Source organism: Chryseobacterium sp. CFS15 (assembly GCF_031118795.1).
GTDB classification, from domain to species: Bacteria; Bacteroidota; Bacteroidia; order Flavobacteriales; family Weeksellaceae; genus Chryseobacterium; species Chryseobacterium indoltheticum.
Window position 1 is genome coordinate 419,057 of record NZ_JAVHYL010000002.1, and the last position, 20,956, is coordinate 440,012.

The 20,956-nt window shown below is 35.3% G+C and carries 11 protein-coding genes; 9 read left to right on the plus strand and 2 right to left on the minus strand.

Annotated elements, in window-relative coordinates:
• Nucleotides 1-87 precede the first annotated feature (87 nt).
• From OH814_RS04545 to OH814_RS04570, 6 genes are all read left to right on the plus strand, one after another.
• Complete coding sequence (locus tag OH814_RS04545; protein WP_308827282.1) at nucleotides 88-840, plus strand: hypothetical protein; 753 nt, start codon at nucleotides 88-90, stop codon at nucleotides 838-840.
• Between the two features lies 1 nt (nucleotide 841).
• Entirely contained in the window at nucleotides 842-5,665 is a 4,824-nt protein-coding gene (locus OH814_RS04550) for a CotH kinase family protein (RefSeq protein WP_308827283.1), read from the plus strand.
• A 6-nt stretch (nucleotides 5,666-5,671) separates the two neighbouring features.
• A complete protein-coding gene (locus OH814_RS04555; RefSeq protein ID WP_308827284.1) occupies nucleotides 5,672-5,881 on the plus strand; it encodes a hypothetical protein in 210 nt (69 codons plus the stop codon).
• Between the two features lie 640 nt (nucleotides 5,882-6,521).
• A complete protein-coding gene (locus tag OH814_RS04560; RefSeq protein ID WP_308827285.1) occupies nucleotides 6,522-7,373 on the plus strand; it encodes a hypothetical protein in 852 nt (283 codons plus the stop codon).
• A 2-nt stretch (nucleotides 7,374-7,375) separates the two neighbouring features.
• Nucleotides 7,376-8,794 (plus strand): hypothetical protein, encoded by a 1,419-nt coding sequence (locus tag OH814_RS04565; RefSeq protein WP_308827286.1) that lies wholly within the window; start codon nucleotides 7,376-7,378, stop codon nucleotides 8,792-8,794.
• A gap of 815 nt (nucleotides 8,795-9,609) precedes the next feature.
• Nucleotides 9,610-12,510: a hypothetical protein gene (locus OH814_RS04570; RefSeq protein WP_308827287.1), complete on the plus strand. Its 2,901-nt coding sequence runs from the start codon at nucleotides 9,610-9,612 to the stop codon at nucleotides 12,508-12,510.
• Nucleotides 12,511-12,683: 173 nt separating this feature from the next.
• On the opposite strand, the gene OH814_RS04575 is transcribed toward OH814_RS04570, so the two are convergent.
• Both OH814_RS04575 and OH814_RS04580 read right to left on the minus strand, forming a co-directional pair.
• Nucleotides 12,684-13,223, minus strand: coding sequence for a DUF3575 domain-containing protein (locus OH814_RS04575; RefSeq protein WP_308827288.1), 540 nt, complete (start codon nucleotides 13,221-13,223; stop codon nucleotides 12,684-12,686).
• 91 nt (nucleotides 13,224-13,314) lie between these two features.
• The gene (locus tag OH814_RS04580) at nucleotides 13,315-14,460 is read right to left on the minus strand and encodes a helix-turn-helix domain-containing protein (RefSeq protein WP_308827289.1); all 1,146 of its coding nucleotides are present in this window, start codon (nucleotides 14,458-14,460) and stop codon (nucleotides 13,315-13,317) included.
• 258 nt (nucleotides 14,461-14,718) lie between these two features.
• Here OH814_RS04580 and OH814_RS04585 point away from each other — a divergent pair, with 258 nt between their 5' ends.
• The 3 genes from OH814_RS04585 (at nucleotide 14,719) to OH814_RS04595 (ending at nucleotide 20,947) form a co-directional block, all read left to right on the plus strand.
• Entirely contained in the window at nucleotides 14,719-17,487 is a 2,769-nt protein-coding gene (locus OH814_RS04585; protein WP_308827290.1) for a substrate-binding domain-containing protein, read from the plus strand.
• A gap of 492 nt (nucleotides 17,488-17,979) precedes the next feature.
• On the plus strand, nucleotides 17,980-19,290 hold the full coding sequence (locus OH814_RS04590; RefSeq protein ID WP_308827291.1) for a sugar porter family MFS transporter: 1,311 nt from the start codon (nucleotides 17,980-17,982) through the stop codon (nucleotides 19,288-19,290).
• A gap of 94 nt (nucleotides 19,291-19,384) precedes the next feature.
• Nucleotides 19,385-20,947 carry a glycoside hydrolase family 32 protein gene (locus tag OH814_RS04595; RefSeq protein ID WP_308827292.1) on the plus strand — a complete coding sequence of 521 codons (1,563 nt, stop codon included), beginning with the start codon at nucleotides 19,385-19,387 and terminating at the stop codon, nucleotides 20,945-20,947.
• Nucleotides 20,948-20,956: the final 9 nt, after the last annotated feature.

A 20,956-nucleotide genomic window follows, 5' to 3' on the forward strand; every position in this document is an offset into this window, starting at 1 on the left:
AATTCTATTTATCTACAATAAGTCCACCAAGAATAGACTTTCCCTCAAATTATCATTTTTATCAAAAATAATTTTCAATAATAAATAATGAAAGTACCATTAAAAACAATATTTAGCTGGTTTGAAAAGGGCGATATGCCCACAGAACATCAGTTTCAGCAAACCTTTTCTTCATTCCGTCATTTAGATGAAAATATCAAGATGGATGAGGTAATGGGTTTAAATGAAACTTTTCAAAAAACGATATCCAGCACAACTTTTACAAATCATCTGCAAGATGAAAACGCACATTATGTAGTGCTCGCAAAACTTAATGCATCCAATCTTACTGCTAAGAATGTAGAAGAATGGAAAGAAAAATTAAAAATCAAACTATCCGCCACTATAGACGATGGTGAAGAGACCGGAAATGTCTATACAAAGGAGCAAATCGAGGAAATTGTAAATATATTTCAGGCAAAAGATAATGAAATGCTTGAGCTGATTGCAAAGATCAACAAAATACTAGATTCTAATGATGATAATCTTGATGAGCTTCAGGAAATCGTAGACTATATCAAAGAAAATAGGAAACAGATAGAATTGCTTAAAGAGTCTGAAGTTAATCCAGAAGCAAATTTTGCCTTTGGAGGAATTTTAAGGCCTACTGATAATATTATTGTTAAGCCGGGATCAGCAAAATGGTTTTGGGCAGGGAGTGGAGTCTACGAAAATGCTTCAGGAGTTACGATTGAAAATTTCGGGATAATTTCCTTTGACGGTTTTGTTTGGTCTGTTCTTGAGGTTAATATACCCGCAGGTGGAGCAGATGGTTTTATTGATTTAACACAAGAAGATTAAAATGAGATATACAGGAAGAATTTATTTCACAAAATATGAAAGATCAGATAAAGAAGTTGCAGATAATTTCACTTATCCCGTCATGTTTTTCATTAAGAATGAAGACGGAAAGATCATTAAGCAGATCGCATATTCAGCTTTAGGAGAAAAGTCAGAAAGTGAATATGGAACTGGTGGTGGGGGAAGCGGAGGAGCCAATGGAATTGTTTTCCGCGCAAAATCTGAAATACCTGCATCGTTCGTAAGATCATTTGGAAGTGAAGTTAAAATAGTTTTTTCGTGGTCATCCATCGACAGCGTAGATGGTAGTGAGACTGGCGGGGGAACTGCGAGTATTTTAAAAGGAAACACGATCCTATTTAATAAAAACATTGGTCAGGGAGTCAATGAGATAGACATCACGTCATCTATTTTGGCGGGAGATAATACCATTACTCTCAGTATAACGGACAGTTATGGAAATAACAGAAAATTAAAATATGATATTCAAACAATAGCACTTGCTTTAAGTACTACATACGACAAGACCACTATTAATTCGGGACCAATCATTTTCCGGTATATCCCAACCGGGAATGTTGAGAAGACGATTCATTTCAAATTAAATGGTTTAGACTTGCCGCCAGTAGTTACTTCAATTAATAACAAAGAGCTTCTTTATGAAGTCCCTGTACAACCTCATGGTGTCCATATTTTAGAAGCATATATGACTGCTGATTTATCCGGTGAGGTCATCGAAAGTAATCATGTTTTGACGGATATTATCTGCGTTGTGGCAGGGAATTTAACGCCTTTGGTTTCGTCAGCAAATAACGTTGTGGCAAATCAATACTCTCCAGCTTCAATTGAATATCTGGTGTATTCACCATCGTCAAATTATAGCGATGTTGAGATTTTGATCGATGGAGTGAAGGTTTCTGAATTATTGGTGAATAGAAGTTTGCAGAAATTCACCTATACATTTACGGACTCAGGTGCGCACACGGTGACCTTCAAATGTGGCAATGTCACGAAAAATACTTCAGTAGCTGTAGCAGCATTTGATATTCAAGTTGAAGCCGAAACGTTAGGCTTGGAATTATTTTTAAGTAGTCGAAACAGAAGCAATTCAGAGATTAACAAAAACGAGTGGAAATACAAAAACTTGTCATGTACGCTTACTGATTTTGATTTCAGTACCAATGGTTGGATTCAAGATTCAAAGGGTTCTGTAGCGCTTAAAGTGAGCGGAAATGCAAGGGTTGAAATCCCTTTTAAAATATTTGATAACGATTTTAAAACAGGTGGTAAAACATTAGAATTTGAATTTTCAACTTCAGATATAAAAAACAGTGAAAGTACTATTTTTTCTTGCAAAAATGGAAATGTCGGATTTGTTGCTACCTCAAATTCGTTTTCGTTCAGTTCTGAGCAGGACGGTACTTCAATTTTTTTCAAAGAAGAAGAAAGGATCCGTGTAAGTGTAGTCGTTACAAAGGTTGCAGATCAAAGATTGGTATTTGTGTATATCAATGGAATTATATCTTCATTATATCAGTATAATTCATTAGACAGCTTTTTACAACAAGCTCCTCAAAACATTACCATTGGAAGCAGTGATTGTAATATTAATTTATATAACATTAGAGTTTACAATAATAATCTAAACGCTGATCAGATGTTGTCGAATTTCATTGCTGACATGGATAACCTGGTTGAAAAAGTCAACATTTACGAGAGAAATAAATTGTACGATGCCTTCGGAAATTTGTCCTATGATAAATGTTTACAATCAATTCCATGCTTAACCATTGTTGGAGATTTGCCAACTTATAAGGGCGATAAAAAAACAATTGTTGGAGAGTATGAAAATGCTCAAGAACCTGCAAAATCGTTTTCTTATGTAAATGCAAGTGTTGATGTTCAGGGGACATCTTCTCAGTATTATCCCCGAAAAAACTTTAAAATCAAATTTAATGGAGGTTTCAAAAATGGCGAATTAAATTCTTCAAAATACAAGCTTCGTGATAATTCATTGGCGGAAAAGACATTTACTTTTAAAGCCGATTTCATGGAGTCTTCAGGTTCTCACAACATTGGTTTGGCGAGGCTTGCACAAGATTCTTTGAATCAGTTAGGCTACTTAGTGCCTCCTCAGTTAGTGGATCCTAATATTAGAACCACAATGGACGGTTTTCCCATGCTTATTTTTCACCGTGCAACACCAGATTCTGAGCGTATTTTCTTAGGAAAATATAATTTTAACAATGATAAGTCGAATGAAGCAACAACGGGTTTTACAGGTGGTCAGGAATGCTGGGAATTTTTAAACAATACGTCAGATAATACATTATTTATTGCTACAGATTTTCATAGTGTGGATGGTTCTGGAAAGAAGTTGTGGAAAAATGATTTTGAGGGAAGATATCCGGAAGATAATGAAGATACTTCGAATCTTGAAGCTTTGCATACATGGATCGTGAGTTGCAAAAATGATCCTGCAAAATTCAAAGCTGAAGCTAAAGATCATTTTAATATTCAATTTTTACTGTTTTATTATGTATTCACTGAGTTTTTCGCAATGGTCGATCAGCGCGCTAAAAATCAGATGTTTGCAATGTATCCGGACGCTGAAGGAAACAATCGTTGGTATCTGATCTTTTACGATAATGATACGGTTTTAGGTCTTAATAACGAAGGCCATAATGTGTATGATTACTGGGTAGAGGCGCACGATCAGGTTGGTAGCGGGTTCGTTTGGAACGGTGCCTTATCCGAGCTTTGGAAATTGGTTGAAGTTGCTTTTGATACTGAAATTACGGCTTTGTATCAGCAAATGAGAGCTTCAGGAATTCTAACTTATGATAAGTGCAACACTTATTTTAACACATTAGAATCTGACAAATGGGCGGAAAGCATTTTCAATGAAGATGCGAAATATAAATATATAGATCCTTTGATGATAGCCGGGAACGGAAGTTACTTATACACCGCACAAGGCTCAAGAAAATCACACAGGAATTATTGGTTATTAAATAGATTCAGATATATGGACGGAAAGTATGACACGTCTACTTTCTCTTCGGATTATATCACGATGAGACTTTATACACCTTCGGGCACGCCTGTAGTTGCTCCCAATGCTAATTTTTTACTAACGGCTCAAAAAGACGGATACACTAAAATTAAGTTTGGTTCTTACATCAATAGGGCACGATTGCGAAAAAATGTCGCATCCTTAGTTCAATCTCCGGCTATTACTTTTAACGACACAGAAACTATTATCTATGGTGCATCTGCAATTAAAGATCTTGGAGATTTGTCAGGAAAGTATCTTGGTACTTTAGATGTTTCAAAAGCAATGAATTTGTCGAGGCTTCGAATTGGAAGTCAAATTTCCGGTTATTCAAATCAAAATTTGCGAAACTTGTTTATTGGTAATAATACAATTTTAGAAGAATTAGATATTTCAAATTGTCCAAATTTAAAACAGTCAATAGATTTAACGGGTTGTACAAGTATTAAAAATATTTCCGCTGCAGGAACAGGGATATCTTCTGTATTATTGCCTAAAGGTGGTTTATTAACTTCTCTAATATTACCAAATACAGCTAGTACTTTGATTTTGGATAATCAAAAATTTATTAAAAATTCTAATTTAACTTTTACGACAAGTTCTATAACAACTCTTGTAATTAAGGATTGTCCTTTAATTAATGTTAATGACATTGTTTCAAATCTAAAAAATTTGAGCAGAGTGAGAATTAATAATCTAAATGGAAGTAGTACTTCTAGTGAAAATTTCTTTCCACTTATAAATGCTAAAGGTATTGATGATTCAGGTAACACAACGTCTCATTCTGTAGTTGAAGGAACATGGGATTTTTCTACCATATATCAAGAAGATAAAGATTTCATGGAAGCCAATTGGCCTGACTTCCATTTTACATTTTCATCTGTTGCTAATTTTATACAGATTGCTGATGCTGAGAGGAAAGCTACTTTATTAGAAGTTTATAATACGAATGGTGACGGTGAATTGAGTTTTACAGAAGCTAGAGCCGTTACTACTATCGGGGTTGATACCTTTAACAAATCTATTCATCCTTCGAGATCTCTTGGTTATAGCTTTGATGAATTTAGATTTTTTATAAATGTAGAAACAATAGAAGATAGGGCTTTCAGATCAAATATATTGTATAGTAGTATTATTTTTCCTCCAAATATAAAAAAGATAGGCTCTAATGCTTTTAACTTCAATACTTACACCGTTGTATTTGGAAGTTTTGACAAAATTGAAGAATTAGGAGATTCTCCATTTCAAGGACGATATTTAGATATTAATTTATTTGGAAATGTTAGAGTTTATACAGTTAATTCATTCCGATATATGTATCCTAAAGCTGGAAAATATACTCTTCCTTATATAACGAGAATTTTCAATGGCATGCTGAGTAATAATATAGATTATGCAAATGTTGAGGAAGGTGTTACCAATTTTGCTGACCTTTCGGGTTCTACAAGATTAGAAAGAATAGATTCATATGGGCTCAATATTAAGATGCGATCTGGTGAAGATGTAATGACAATTATTCTTCCTGCTTCAATTAATTATCTAGAGAATTACTGTCTGCCAATTAGTGCAAGTGTAGGACAATCAGGCGTTACTAAAGTTATAATCAAAGTATTGGCAACGATACCTCCTATTTTGGTAGGAACAAACATAGTTGCTGACGGGATTATTATTGATAAAGTAGAAATTCATGTACCCGCAGCAAGCGTTTCTGCTTATAAAACTGCAACCAATTGGAGCTATTTTGCCGCAAAAATTTATCCAATAACATAAAAATATATGATACAGACAAATAATATAATTAAAGCGGATCCTGGGAAATGCTTTAAAAGAAAAATAGATGGAGTTGTTTTTGGCGATGAAATCTATTTGGGAACTACTTACTATCTAGACGGAATACTTCTCGAAAAACCAATTAAGGAAACTTCTGACGATTTTGAAGAAATTGATATCGAGGTAGAAACTTATTTCCCGAACGGAAATTTATAAACGGTCCTGACAATATGATAAAGATCTTAGGACAAAAATAAATAATTAAACCGGAGCAGAAACTTTTTTGCTCCGGCTTTTGTTTTTATAGGTTTTCATTTTTATTACAGAGACTGGTTATGCATTTGATTGGGAGTAAGATAATATGACATCTAATTAACAAGTAGTAAAATACTATTTTTTTGTCTACTGCAACTACAGAATAGCGAGATCAAAAAACTTTCATAAGAACTAAAAAATAGTGAATTTTGAACTTGTAATTACAAAGCAGTATCATCAGATTTTACAATAATAATGGTTGTTGCAACTACAGAATAGGGAAGGCAAAAAACTTTTATAATACCCAAAAAAAATTGAAATTTGAGCTCTGAATAATTATACTCTAGAGTAAGCTTAAATTGTTATAAAAAACGGTAAGTGAATTTGTTGAGGTGACATACAATCACCAAATATTTTTAACGTACACTGTTTTTTTAGTAATGATCTTGTCAATAATTCATTCGCAAATACTCTGATAAAGAAGGGATTAAATTCAAAAATAGCTTAAAAAGATATAGAATTCATATAGGATATTAAACTTATGAATCATGTAGATCTTCCCCAATTATCAATTTTATCAAAACTAATTTTCAATCATCAAATGAGTACACCACTAAATACAATTTTCAGTTGGTTTGAAACTGGAGATTTTCCAACACAAACACAGTTTAAAGAAACGTTTCTGTCTTTTTATCATAAAGAAAACTTAATCCCTATGGAAAGTATTGAAGGGTTTGAAGAAACTTTTCAATCATTTGCAAGTGCAGAAGCTTTCCAACAGCATTTAGCAGATTCAATGGCTCATTCGGGATATCTGGCTTTGCTGAATGCGGATAATTTAACAGCAACTCATGTTAATAGCTGGAAAAATAAACTCGGAATCAGCAATGTTGCTACAACTGACAGTTCGGATCAGTTGGGGAACGTGTACACAAAAATACAGGTAAATGGTTTTGTCGACGAATTGAAAGATGCAGATAAAGACCTGACACTGGAGATAGAAAATATTAAAAATAAACTATTATCAAACGACCTTTCTTTAGATGAACTTCAGGAAATCGTAAACTATATCAAAGAAAACGCACAGCAGATAGAATTGCTAAAAGACGATGTCATCAAAGCAAGTTATGATGATAAAATAAACGTTGTCGGAACATATTCAAACTGGAACGCAATCAAATATCAAAATCAGTTTAATGATCAGGTGTACGATAAAATCAAAAATATCGAAGACGCAGCCAGTTTAGAAAAAATCAAGTACGAAGAAAGAGTGAGGGGAGACTCTAGGGTAAAACATGATCTTGATACATTAAGCTTTGTGATTGATGCATACGACACAGTTACAATGTTTACAATTCCCCTTAAGGTGAGACGAATAGACACCAATACTATTGAAGTGCTGTTTGATTCTGTACCACCCAATATAATTCAGTTAACAATTAAAAAAATATAATTATGGACATTAAATACGCTTATTACAGAAGCTCTGTAGGTTACAAAATTGAAGGCAAAACAGACAATGATATTTTAACCGCTGGAGGTAGTACAAGACCGATCAATTCTTTTTGGCATGATGGAAATTTGAACCCGTTAGATTATGTGCCAAAAACAAGAACGTTAACAATCAATGGGACAGCCTATGATTTGTCAGCAAACAGAGTAATTACAACGCCAGACACGATTACCCGTCTGAAAGGGGGTGCATCTGGAACTCTAGTCTCTGGGGACGTGACCCTTGCAGCCGGAGCTAATATGACGATCAACCAAACCGGAAGCACAATTACATTAGTTTCTACAGATACAACGTATAGTGCAGGTAATGGTTTGACATTGTCTGGTACTTCATTTTCACTACCGGTTACTACCTCAGGTACAGGGAATGTGGTTACAGGAATCACTCAGACCGCCAACGGAATTACGGTATCTCTAGGTTCTATGCCTACTGCGGCAGATTTGGCTAATTATGTTCCTTTATCACAAAAAGGCGCAGCGAATGGGGTTGCTGCATTGGATGCCTCAGGCTTGGTTCCTGCATCTCAATTACCATCTTACGTAGATGATGTTTTGGAAGGATATTATAAAACTGCTGACGGAAAATTCTACAAAGAAGCAGCATATACTAACCTAATTACGGGAGAAACGGGTAAGATATATGTATCGCTTGATACCAACAAAACCTATAGATGGACGGGTACAACATTTGTTTATATCACCTCCGGAGCTGTAGATTCTGTCAATGGATTAACGGGAGTTGTGGTTTTAAATAAATCTCATGTTGGCTTAAGTAATGTTGATAACACGGCAGATGCAGCGAAAAGTGTTCTTTCCGCTTCAAAATGGACGGCAGCACGAACGATTACGCTTTCAGGAGTTACCTCAACAGCACAGACGATTGATGGTTCAGGAAACGTTGCAATTCCTGTTACTGCTGTTCCTGCAACATTATTGACGGGGACTGCAGCAATCAATACCACAGGGTCAGCTGCAAAATTGACAACGGCGAGAACAATTTCTGCTTCAGGTGACGCTACATGGGCAACAACCTTTGATGGTTCTGCAAATGTTACTTCAGCGTTGACATTAGCTGCAACAGGAGTAGCTGCCGGAACTTATGATGAAGTTACAGTAGATGCTAAAGGTAGAGTCGTTGCAGGTAGTAATATTGTAAGATCATACACTACTGCTATTTCCGGAACTTCAAGTATAGCGCACAACTTAGGGACAAGAAATGTAGATGTTGATATGTACGATACAGTAACATTTTATAAAATCGAAGGCAGGGTAAAACTTACCGATCCGAATAAAATAGATATTGAATTTGATTCTGCTTTACCTAATACTGTATCAATCACAGTAACCCGTAAAGATATTTAAAAATGGATGTTAAATACTCATATTATAATACCTCCAAAGGTTATAGAGTGACGGGCGGTACAGCCGCCCACTTTTTAAAGGCGGATGGTAGTTTAGATAATGCAGTCTATACGACAGTAAATCAAGCAGATTCAAAGTATGTACCTTTTAATGGCTCACCATTTAATATCAATCTTAATACTAAGAATATAAATAATGCAGGAATAGTTGAATCTACTGCTTTAAAAAATAATTCTTCAACTCTTCAAGTAAAAAGTTTTGTACTTCAAAACCAAACAACGGTTAATAGCGTTGGGATAAAATTAACTACAGCAGGAACATCAAATATGATGGGCTCTTTTACTATTACTTTGTTTGGCTATCCTGGTAATTCTGTATCTTTCCGAGTTTCCATGTACAAATACTTATATAACTGGTATATACCAAGAATTACATGGTTACATGGTTCGAGTACTTTTATATCGAATATAGAATTTTATAAAGAAGATGATTCAAATTTACACTTGAAAATCAATTTTTTAAGTAGTTTTGGTCCCTATAATAAAACAGTTATAACGGATGTATTAGCAATTGATAGTGATCCTTTACATAATCCAGATACTTATACAATAACAGTTAATCCTGATAATTCCACGCATACGTTACAACAAACGACATCTAATACACAATTTATAAGAGATCATATTACAGCGGGTACAAATCAAGTAGGACTATCTGGTGATAAAACGACGACAGGAAACTGGATATTTAATGGTACAGGTTCAAGTAGTATAACATTGCTAAGACCTGGTAATACTATTAATAACAGTATTGCTATGGGATTTAATGCTGCAACGCATTATTTGGGATTGGCTGATGCTAATACTTTCGCAATAGGAAACAGTCCAAATTTAGTTTTAGCAAATAGAAAACTATGGGTTGATTTTACTACAAATGCTATTAATGCAAGTGGTCAAGTGGGAGGTTCGACGGTAGGTTCAAGAGATGTTGGAGGCTTTGCTATTTCAACAACAACTAATACTTCAAGAGCTGAAATGATTCTTAGACATAACTGGTCGGCTAATAATCAAACTTTTGGAGTTGGTGGGATTAGTTCTGGTACATCTGGCTCAATGTCTCAATGGGGAATGTATAAATGGTTAAATGATAGAACTGTAAATGGTAATGATGGATTCTTTGGTTGGGAAGGTGATACAGACACATTAAAAGCTTCTTCCTTAGCTGGGACAGGTACAAGAATGGTTGTAGCAGACTCTGTAGGAAGATTGAGTGCACAAATAATTCCATCTGTACCAACAGCTACACAAATAAACAATTGGAACACTGCTTATAATTGGGGAAATCATGCCAATGCAGGGTATGCCACTACTGCGCAGTTAGGTTTGTATATCCCGTTATCCCAAAGAGGTGCTGCAAATGGTGTAGCTACGTTAGATGCTGCTGGATTAATACCGACTACACAATTACCAAGTTATGTTGATGATGTTATAGAAGGTGCAAGTTTAGCAGTAATTAATGCATTACCAGCAAATGAAAAGCAGACCGGTAAAATATATGTCACAACAGATACCAATAAGTCTTACAGATGGAGCGGAAGTGTTTTTGTGGAAATTTCATCAGGGGCAGTTCAAAGTGTAAATGGTCAAACAGGTGTTGTTAATTTAACATATTCAGATGTTGGTGCATCAGCAGTGAACCATACACATACTATTGCTCAGGTCACAGGATTACAAAGTGCATTAGATGGTAAAGTAGATGATTCTCAGGTTTTGACAAATGTACCGGCAGGTGCAGTATTTACTGATACTATTTACACTTTACCTACAGCAACAAGCACTAATAAAGGTGGTGTTGAAATATTCAGTGACACTGTACAAACAGTTGCATCGAATGCAGTTACAGCTACAGCAAGTAGAACCTATGGTATTCAGTTAAACTCCGCAGGTCAGGCTGTTGTAAATGTGCCTTGGGTTGATACAAATACAGCTTATACCGCTGGGAATGGATTAACATTAACAGGAACTGCATTTAGTTTACCTATCACAGTATCAGGTTCTGGTAATTATATCACAGATGTTGCTCAAAATGCCAATGGGATTACAGTTACTAAAGGTAATTTACCTTCCTATTCGCTTACAGTAGCAACATCAACTTCACTAGGGGGAATAAGATTATTTTCTGATGTTGTAAATAATATGGCGCCAAATTCAGTTACAGAAATAAAAGGACGTTCTTATGCTGTGCAACTGAATAATAATAATCAAGCTGTAGTAAATGTTCCCTGGACAGATAATAACATAATCTATACAAGCAGTAATGGTATTGTCTTAGCAGGAACCAATTTTACTCCAACATACGGAACAACTGTAAATACTGTTGCACAAGGTAATGATTCAAGAATTAATAACGGTGAAACTGCATTTGGTTGGGGAAATCATGCCAATGCAGGATATCTTACCTATTCTGCATTATCAAATTATTACACTAAAAACGAGTCTCTAAATTTATTTGTAAAAAGCAGTGGTGTTGAAACGATAGCTGATACTAAGACATTTACTCATAGCCCTGTTATTCCAAATGGAACCCTCGGTGCACATGCAGTAAATAAAAGCCAAATCGAATTAAGCACAAGTTCTGAAAGTGAAGGTGGACAACAATTATATATAAGCGGAAATAATTCTGTAAATCTTACCAATTACTTTGTAACATCAAGAGACGGATCAAGAAATCCAGATGATATAGCACCAAACTCTACTCCTCGCAGGGTGAGATTTGATTTTGCTAATTCTACAAGTGCCGGTTTAGGAGGTTCTGGAAATTACGCAGGTATTATGACTTTTGCTCCTTGGGACGGTACAACTGCTTCTACAGGTGATTCTTCTTATCAGTTGGCATTTGCAAATCAAAGTGGTAGCAATGGTGCGGGTGCTCCAATGTTGAAACTTAGAAAAGGAATTGATGATAAATGGGGTAAATGGACTAAATTCTGGACAGATGCAGATTTTACCAATTTAAATATTCAGCAATGGAATTATGCTTCTCAATATGGATTAAAACTAAATGAAGAATTTTCCATCAATACAGGTTCAAGATTAATGCTTGCAGATGGCTTCTACGGAAATGAATCGGGGATGATGGATCATACTTTTGAAAGATTTGTTTCGGGTAAACAAAATGAATATTATAAATATGGTTCACTTTACGGCAATTTTGATGGGTTAAACTTCAATGTAGATACACAACTCCTCGGAATGGGAAGAGAGGCTAATAAGGATGATAAGTTGACTGTAGAGGGATCTGTAAAGGCAAGTAAAAACTTTAAATCAGAAGATGAAAATCCTGACACCCTATTTATTCCTAATGGTAACTTAGCTACTTTAAGAGATGAAATTGTTAATGATCAATCTGATTATGCCATTAGATTAGATCCACACGAATATAATATAGATCCTTCCGGCGTCCTTGCTGTAGATGATAGAAATAGACTGATCCATATTATTGGCGAACAGGTTAAAATGACTGTTGATTTTAAACGAGTTTATCCTAAACAACAGATCGTCATTTATAATTTTGATCAGTCTGGAGGCACGATGGCGGTTAAAATACAAGGTAAGCTTATAGCTACTCTTAGTGCACGTTGCTTCCTTAGATTGTATGTAACGAAATCACAAAGAGTAATTGCTGAAAGACAACAACCATGTGACTTTGTTTGGTAGGAATTAAAACGTTTTCCAACAAATTAAAAGTTTAGTAAATATTTAACTAAAATAAAGCCCACAGTAAGAGGAAAGAAACCTTTTCACTGTGGGTTTTTGTTGTAATACAATGAGGAATAGCGCTATTTCTACAAACAAAATCTTACTCTGTTTGGTATTTATATCAATTGATATTAAAATCGGTAGCCAATACTCAATCCAAGTTTTAAAACCTGATTGTGATCTGTTTTATCTGCATTGAAGATTAGTCTTCCGTAGCCAACATTGGCTTCAAAAACAAATCCTTTCCTGGTAACCACTTTCCATCCAAAACCGACGCCTAGTGCAAGATCGTAAACATCTTTGCCTTCAGTGAAGGTCACATTGTCTGCTGCGTATACTTTTTTTCCGTCAATGGAAGTGAACATTCCAAATCCTTCGACAAAAAAACCTGAAGCATATTTTTTCCCGAAATAGTATCTGTAATATGGGGAGACGAAGTAATTCATATCGTTTTCCTTTGTATGATCATATACAAATAATGCAGAGATTCCCACCGATGACTTTTTGTTGAGGTACCGCTCAAAACCAACCTCCACAGCGCCGGATAATGGTGTGATAAGATTCAGCTTAATTTCATTGTTTTTCTGATAAGGATTTGCATCAGTTTCATTTTGGGCATTCACAGAGCAGAAAGCAAACAAAATGATGAACAGTAAAAAGTTCTTTTTCATAAAAAAGTTAATTTGAATTATTTTAAGTGCAAAACTCAAATAAATCAAATTAGAAAGGGTTTCAAAACCTTAAAAATGGATAAAATGGTACTTATTTGTTGCTGTTTTTGTACTCATTGGGAGTCTTACCAGTTACTTTTTTAAAGGCATTGTAAAATGTGGTTTTTGAGGTAAAACCAGATTCTAGTCCCATTGTCAGCAAAGTATAATTTGAATATTCCGGATCCGACATCATTCCCTTAACAGCTTCCACACGATATTGATTGATATAATGCGCAAAGTTGTCTCCTGTTACCGTATTTACAATTTGTGAAACATATCCTGCGCTTATGCCTAATTTTTCAGCTACTTTTTCTCTGTTTAGTGTACTGTCGGTATAAATGTGCTGATCTTTACAAAGAAATTCTAATTTTTGAAAATAAAGGTTATCTGCTGTGATAGATTCCTTATGTTCATGTGGTGTGTCATTACCATTATTTTGCACAGTTTGCAGATTAGGATACGAAATAGCTGAATCTTGATTTAGAAAATTGTAGATGGCCTTTTTGTTTTTTGCCAGTTTATATTTGTAAATGCCGATATATGCTGTCCAATGAATGATAAATGTTGCAAATAAAGCCACAGCACTCATTGTAGAAGAAATATCATAGTTAAGAAGTAATCCGGCTAGGGCGGTAATGAGCCAGGCAAATAATAATAAAGAAACAATTGTTAATAAGGTAAATATCCATTTTTTTTCCTGAGAATCTTTTAGATTTCTTATCATAAAATAAGAGTAAAGCGGCAGGAACGGGATGAATGTAACGGCTAAAACAAGATGAAACAACCCAAGTACATTAATTATAGCGAGACCTGTATCTGGGAAATTATAAATCCCGGCAACATGATCAAGATCGTTTACAATATTAAGGATAGCGGAATAGACAAAAGGAATAAAACACCAGTAGTTTTTTAGTTTGCTTTGTCTGGTATGATCTGTTCTGTTTTTAATAAAGAGGAATAGGAAAGCTGGTATCAGAAATACCCATTCGACATTGTCTACGAAACGCAGAAGAGGATAAGAAGTAAATACCTGCTGAATCTCAAAAACATGAGTCAGTAATTTAATTGAAAGCGCAAACAGTAAGTAGGCTAAATATTTGTTTGAATGACTACTGAATAGGGAAGACTTCAAAATCACTAAACCCAATACTATTCCCTGGAAAATAGCAATATTTAAAAGCGTTGTATAAATCAATTTTGGATAAGAGTTATTTCAAAGACTTGCCTCGGCATACCATGGTAATTATTCTTTAAATATAGCTCTTTCGCACGAATTGATAATGATGAAGTATTAGTAATGCGATGAATTATTCAAAGGTTGTGGAAATTAGTCATCGTTCTTTAGATATTTAACTTAGAATGTACATATAAATACCAAATAGAAGAGAATTGTGGTAAGAATGCTGTAATTAAAATTGCCTATCTGCAACATCTTTATTAATATTGTGTTAATATGTTAATAATAAAATTTTCGAAAGCTTTTGGTTTTCTTAAAGCTTACAGAGCTTTATTCTTGCTGTTTTTACTTGTCTTTTTTTCTTGTAAAGAATCTCAGAAAAGTTCTGACAAAATCAGGATCGGGTTTTCACAAGGTTTGGGAAATCATCCCTGGAGATCGGCAATGAACCATTCTATGGAGATACAGGCCTCTCTTCATTCAGAAGTCGAGCTCAATATACAGAAAGCAGAAAATTCTGTAAGCAGACAGGTTCAGGATATACAAAAAATGATTGATCGTAAGGTGGATGTGATCATTATCTCACCGATTGATCCCGAATCTTTGGTTCCTGTAGTTGAAAAAGCAGCAGCAAAAAACATTCCGGTTATTTTGCTCGACAGGAAGATCAATTCAGAAAAATATACGACGTATATCGGTGCAGATAATATCGAAATTGGTAAAGAAGCAGCTAATTATATTCTTTCAGATTCTAAAAATTATAAAAAAGTAATCGAAATAAAAGGCGATGACCAATCTTCTCCAACCACAGAAAGAAGTCTTGGCTTTCAGGAAATCATCAAAAATAATCCTAACACAGCTTTAATCAAAATCTTTAAAGGACTTCCTGCAGACGCTTTTAGAAAAACACTTGATTCAGTAGGAAATCAAAGTCTGTATGTTTTTGCTTTTAATGATGAGCTTGCGGCGAATGCGTGGCAGGTTGCAAGGAAAACAGGTTTGGAAAATCAAATCAAATTTATCGGCGTTGACGGATTAAATACAAAAGACGGCGGAATACAAATGGTGCTGGACGGAAAGCTGAATGCCACATTATTGTATCCGACTGGCGGAGCAGAAGCCATCGAAACTGCCATTAAGATTCATAACGGTGCTGTCGTTCCCAAACGCATCAAGCTCAGCACAACGGTAATTGACCGGATGAATGCAGAAATTATGCGCAATCAGTTTGATAAAATTATTGAACAGCAGGGCGTTATAGAAAATCAGGTACAGGCGGTTAAAAAACAAATCGAACTTTATTCTTCGCAAAAAGAATTGTTCCGTTGGTCTATCGTATTGTTGATTTTGATGTTTTGTCTGGTTGCCTATTCTATCTATCTTATTTATGCGATCAAGATAAAAAATAAGCAGCTTACGCTTACCAACGAGAGAATTACCATTCAAAGAAATCAGATTGAAACCATTGCTAATGAGTTGAAAGACAGCAATGAAGCGAGGGTAAATTTTTTCACGGGAATGTCTCACGAATTTAAAACTCCCATTACGCTTATTCTCAGCTCATTGGATTCTATGATGGATTCAGGTAAATCTAAAGGTACAAAACCTTCTTATGAGCTGGAACTGATCCATAAAAACTCCAACAGATTATTGCGTTTGGTAGATAACCTGCTGGATTTTAGAAAAATAGAAAATCAAACGTTTAATTTGCGAGTTTCCAAGACGAATATTTACGATTTTACGTACGCCATTTTTCGTGATTTTGAAAATGAAGCTAAGAAAAGAAATATCAGATTCGAAATTCATTCACAGAATAAAAGCCTTGAACTTTATATTGACAGAAATCTGATGGATAAAGTATATTTCAACCTTTTGTCTAATGCTTTCAAATTTACGCCGGACAATGGAAAGATTGAAATCACGATTCAGGAAAAAGGAAATCAGGCAGTCATCAGCTTTAAAGATAATGGGATCGGAATCCCGGAAAAGGAGATCAGCAATGTCTTTGAAGCTTATTTCAAAGGCTCCAACAATAGAAAAAACAGTTCCGGAATCGGGCTTCATCTTAGCAGACAGTTCATCGAGCTTCATCTTGGGAAAATAGAAGTGAGCTCTTTTCAGGGAACAGAATTTACCATTCATCTTTACAAAGGAAACAAGCATTTCAATGAAGACCAAATGGTGAAAGAACCAAGTCTTGCAGATGCCGAAAGTCTCGCAAAAGATTCTGTTTTTATAGGATTGGAAGACGAAACGGTTACGCAAAATCAGGAATCTCAGGGCGAACGATATTCTCTTCTTTTGGTGGAGGATAATTCAGATTTATCATTCTTTTTAAGCAAAAAGCTTCAGAATGAGTTTGACGTGCTGGTTTCTGATGGTACGGATGCGATTGATAAGGCTTTAAGTGAAATTCCGGATATTATCGTCTGTGATGTCAATCTTCCTGATAAAAATGGATTTGAAATCTGTGAAATCCTGAAAAATGACCTTCGCACATCACATATTCCGGTTATTCTTTTGACTGCGCTGGACAATAAAGAGTCTTACCTGCAAGGGTTAAAATCCGGTGTTGACCTTTATCTCACAAAACCTTTCAGTTACCCGATTCTGATACAGTCGTTGCGTGCGATGCTTTACAACCGTGAAAAACTGCGTTATTATTATACAAATAATATTGGTAGAATTGTCGACAGCAAATCATTCGGAAGCATTGAACAAACATTTGTGAACAATCTGAATAATTTGATCAAAACCAATATCGACAATGCCGATTTTTCAGTAGAAAACCTTGCAGACCTGCTCAATATTTCCCGAATTCAGTTATACAGAAAAATAAAAGCAATGTTTGATGTAAATGTGAGTGATTATATCAACAATTTCCGTCTTGAACAGGCAAAATCGATGCTTCAGAATCCTGAACTGACGATTTCAGAGATTGCCTACAAAACCGGTTTTTCTTCTCCGAATTATTTCTCCACCGTTTTCAAGAATAAATTCGGGATATCGCCAAATGCTTTTAGAAAGTCTGCAGGGAAAGAATGATGACATACTTAAGTATAACATTGTACTACAAATTTCAAGCTTTAATTTATATTTAAAATTAATTTTCAAATCTAATATTTTTACAATATTGAGCAGCAGTAAATCAAATTGCTGCTTTTTTGATGATGCTTTATCAACAATGCGCCTTCATTCGGAAAAATAAACAGCTTTTCGTAGGAATTGTAATTCTTAAAAGTTCTTGATCCAAAAACGATACACCTTGACCCTTTTTTCGGTTAAAATCTTCATTACATTAATTGTTCTTAAACCTTAAATACTCCAAAATGCATGTAACATTTTTATAAAACAATGTTACATTTTTGAAACCTGAGTAAACTTTAATAAAACTATTATTAAATAATGTGTTGATATTTAATAAGTTGTGATTATTTAACAAATAGTTAACCTTGCTGAAACATTTAGTTACATAATTAAACCTTCAGATTACCGCCTCGGAATATATTAGCCACAAACAAATAAATATTTTAACAGATGAATAAAATTCTTATGTGGTCTATCACGGCTGCTTTGGCAGGATTTCTTTTCGGGTTTGATGTAGTAGTGATTTCCGGTGCAGACAAAAAATTGCAGACACTATGGAACAGTTCAGATGCATTTCACGGAGCAGTTGTAATGGGAATGGCATTGTGGGGAACTGTGATAGGCGCTATTTTCGGCGGGATTCCGACCAATAGATTGGGAAGGAAAAAGACGCTGTTAATCATTGGTGTTCTGTATGCGCTTTCTGCAATAGGAACTGCGCTTTCAAATGATCCATATCTGTTTGCATTTTTCAGGTTTATGGGTGGTTTGGGTGTTGGTGCATCTACGATTGCTGCGCCGGCTTATATTTCAGAAATTGCTCCTGCAAAAGATCGTGGCAGAATGGTTTCCCTGTATCAGTTTAATATTGTTTTGGGGATTCTGATTGCATTTTTATCGAATTATTTATTAAGCGGTATTGGTGATAACGACTGGCGATGGATGCTTGGAGTGCAGGCAATTCCTGCAGCCATTTATACAGTATGTGTTGTCACTATTCCCGAAAGTCCGAGATGGCTGGTTTCCCAATTCAGAATAGATGAAGCGAAAAAAGTGATGAAAATCCTAAGCCCTGATCAGAATTCTGAGACTTTAATCATGCAGATGGAAGATGACCATGCAGAATCACCAAAGGAAAATATTTTTATGAAAAAATACCGTTTTCCTTTGATGTTGGCTTTTCTCGTAGCCTTTTTTAATCAGATGTCCGGGATTAACGCATTCCTATATTATGCACCAAGGATTTTTGGAGAAGCAGGTTTGGGTGAAAAGACCGCACTTCTTAGCAGTATCGGTATTGGTGTTGTAAATATGGTTTTCACTCTGGTTGGAGTCAATCTTATTGATAAAGTTGGAAGAAGAACACTGATGTATTTGGGTTCTGTAGGTTATATTATTTCTTTAGGACTTGTTTCTATGGCGTTTTATTTCCATTGGTCGGGATTGGCGATTCCTATTTTCCTGTTCCTTTTTATTGCTTCTCACGCTATTGGTCAGGGAACGGTGATTTGGGTATTTATTTCTGAGATCTTTCCGAATCATCTTCGCGCATCCGGACAGGCTTTCGGAAGTTCCACACACTGGCTTCTCGCAGCAATCATTCCATCATTGATTCCTACATTATTTTCAACAATAGGAGCAGGAACCGTGTTTTTAGTCTTTACCGTTGCAATGGTATTCCAATTATTATTCGTGATGTTTATGATGCCGGAAACAAAGGGTATATCACTGGAAAAGTTAAGCAAAACACTGACCAAATAGATTTGCACCATCAATATAATAATCAGAAAGAACACCTATATAATTGAATAATGTGTTTTTAAATATTTCAAAAATTCCTTTTTAAATAATCATAATGAAGAAAATCATATCAACTTTAATCATCGCTGCTACGTTTTATTCCGGGCTCAATGCACAGTCGGTTTCGCAGAAGTCTGAAGAGCAGCTGTACAGACCCAATTATCATTTCACTCCTCAAAAAGGCTGGATGAATGATCCTAACGGAATGTTTTATCTCAACGGAACCTATCATTTATTTTACCAGTACACACCTTTTCAAAACACCCCGGATTTCAGTAAGATGCATTGGGGACATGCCATCAGTAAAGATCTTATACAATGGCAAGAATTTTCTCCTGCAATTGCTTATGATGAGAACGGCGCAATTTTTTCCGGAAGTGCAGTGGTAGACAAGAATAATACATCTGGTTTTGGGGATGGAAAAAATATTCCCGTGGTAGCCATTTTTACCTATCACAATATGAAAAAAGAGCAGGCCGGAGAAATCGATGCACAGTCTCAGGCGATCGCTTATTCTCTAGATAATGGGAAAACGTGGACTAAATACAGCAACAATCCTGTACTGAAAAATCCGGGAATAAAAGATTTTCGGGATCCTAAAGTTTTCTGGGATGCGAAAAGAAGTCAATGGGTAATGGGAGTGGCGGCTCAGGACCGTCAGCATTTTTATGCCTCAAAAAATTTGAAAGACTGGACATTCCTTTCAGAATTTGGTAAAGATTTAGGCGGTCACGGCGGCGTTTGGGAATGTCCGGATCTTTTTCCAATAAAGGTAGAAGGCACCAATGAAGAAAAATGGGTGCTTATCGTTAACATCAATCCGGGTGGGCCGAATGGAGGTTCTGCTGCCCAGTATTTTGTAGGTGATTTTGACGGGACAACCTTCAAAATGGATGATGTTTTTACAAAACAGCTCAAAAAAGAAAAAGTGGCCTGGCTGGATTGGGGACGAGATAATTATGCGAGTGTCTCTTTTGATAACGTTCCGGATAATAAAAGAGTAATTATAGGATGGATGTCAAACTGGGATTATTCGCCGAATGTGCCTACGGAAAAATGGAGAGGAAGTTCTACTATTCCTCGTGAAGTGACTTTGAAAAGAACAAAAGATGGTTACATTTTGAAAAACATTCCTATTTCCCAGCTTAAAAATTACGAAGGACAAACATTTAAAAAAGAAATCAACCTTGTTTCAGACAAGAAACTTATCAGCAAAGGAGAAATAGATCTTTCCAAAGCAGTTATAAATGTCGATTTCAAAAAAATGACCAAAGGAGTTTACACTTTTACTTTGAAAAATTTATTGGGAGAAAAGGTGATTTTCGGAATTGATAATAATAAGCAGGAACTTTTTATTGACCGTACAAAATCCGGGAAAACCGATTTTAAGGACAATTTTGCAGACAGGATTTCAAAAGCACCATTAGCAAAAAGCTATCAAAATGCAACGCTCAAAATTGTATTGGATAAAACTTCCATCGAAATTTTCTTCAATAACGGAGAGAAGGTAATGACCGAAATCTTCTTCCCTAATGAAAGCTTTTCGGAACTGAGCTTATCAACAGATACCAAAGGAAGTAGTCTGAGCATTAATGCTCATCAGATTAATATCAAATAAAAACTATAG

Bases quoted from the DNA above. Each gene is read 5' to 3' on its own strand.
- OH814_RS04545 (WP_308827282.1), top strand. From the start codon at position 88: ATGAAAGTACCATTAAAAACAATATTTAGCTGGTTTGAAAAGGGCGAT.
- OH814_RS04550 (WP_308827283.1), top strand. From the start codon at position 842: ATGAGATATACAGGAAGAATTTATTTCACAAAATATGAAAGATCAGAT.
- OH814_RS04555 (WP_308827284.1), top strand. From the start codon at position 5,672: ATGATACAGACAAATAATATAATTAAAGCGGATCCTGGGAAATGCTTT.
- OH814_RS04560 (WP_308827285.1), top strand. From the start codon at position 6,522: ATGAGTACACCACTAAATACAATTTTCAGTTGGTTTGAAACTGGAGAT.
- OH814_RS04565 (WP_308827286.1), top strand. From the start codon at position 7,376: ATGGACATTAAATACGCTTATTACAGAAGCTCTGTAGGTTACAAAATT.
- OH814_RS04570 (WP_308827287.1), top strand. From the start codon at position 9,610: ATGGGATTTAATGCTGCAACGCATTATTTGGGATTGGCTGATGCTAAT.
- OH814_RS04575 (WP_308827288.1), bottom strand. From the start codon at position 13,223: ATGAAAAAGAACTTTTTACTGTTCATCATTTTGTTTGCTTTCTGCTCT.
- OH814_RS04585 (WP_308827290.1), top strand. From the start codon at position 14,719: ATGTTAATAATAAAATTTTCGAAAGCTTTTGGTTTTCTTAAAGCTTAC.
- OH814_RS04590 (WP_308827291.1), top strand. From the start codon at position 17,980: ATGAATAAAATTCTTATGTGGTCTATCACGGCTGCTTTGGCAGGATTT.
- OH814_RS04595 (WP_308827292.1), top strand. From the start codon at position 19,385: ATGAAGAAAATCATATCAACTTTAATCATCGCTGCTACGTTTTATTCC.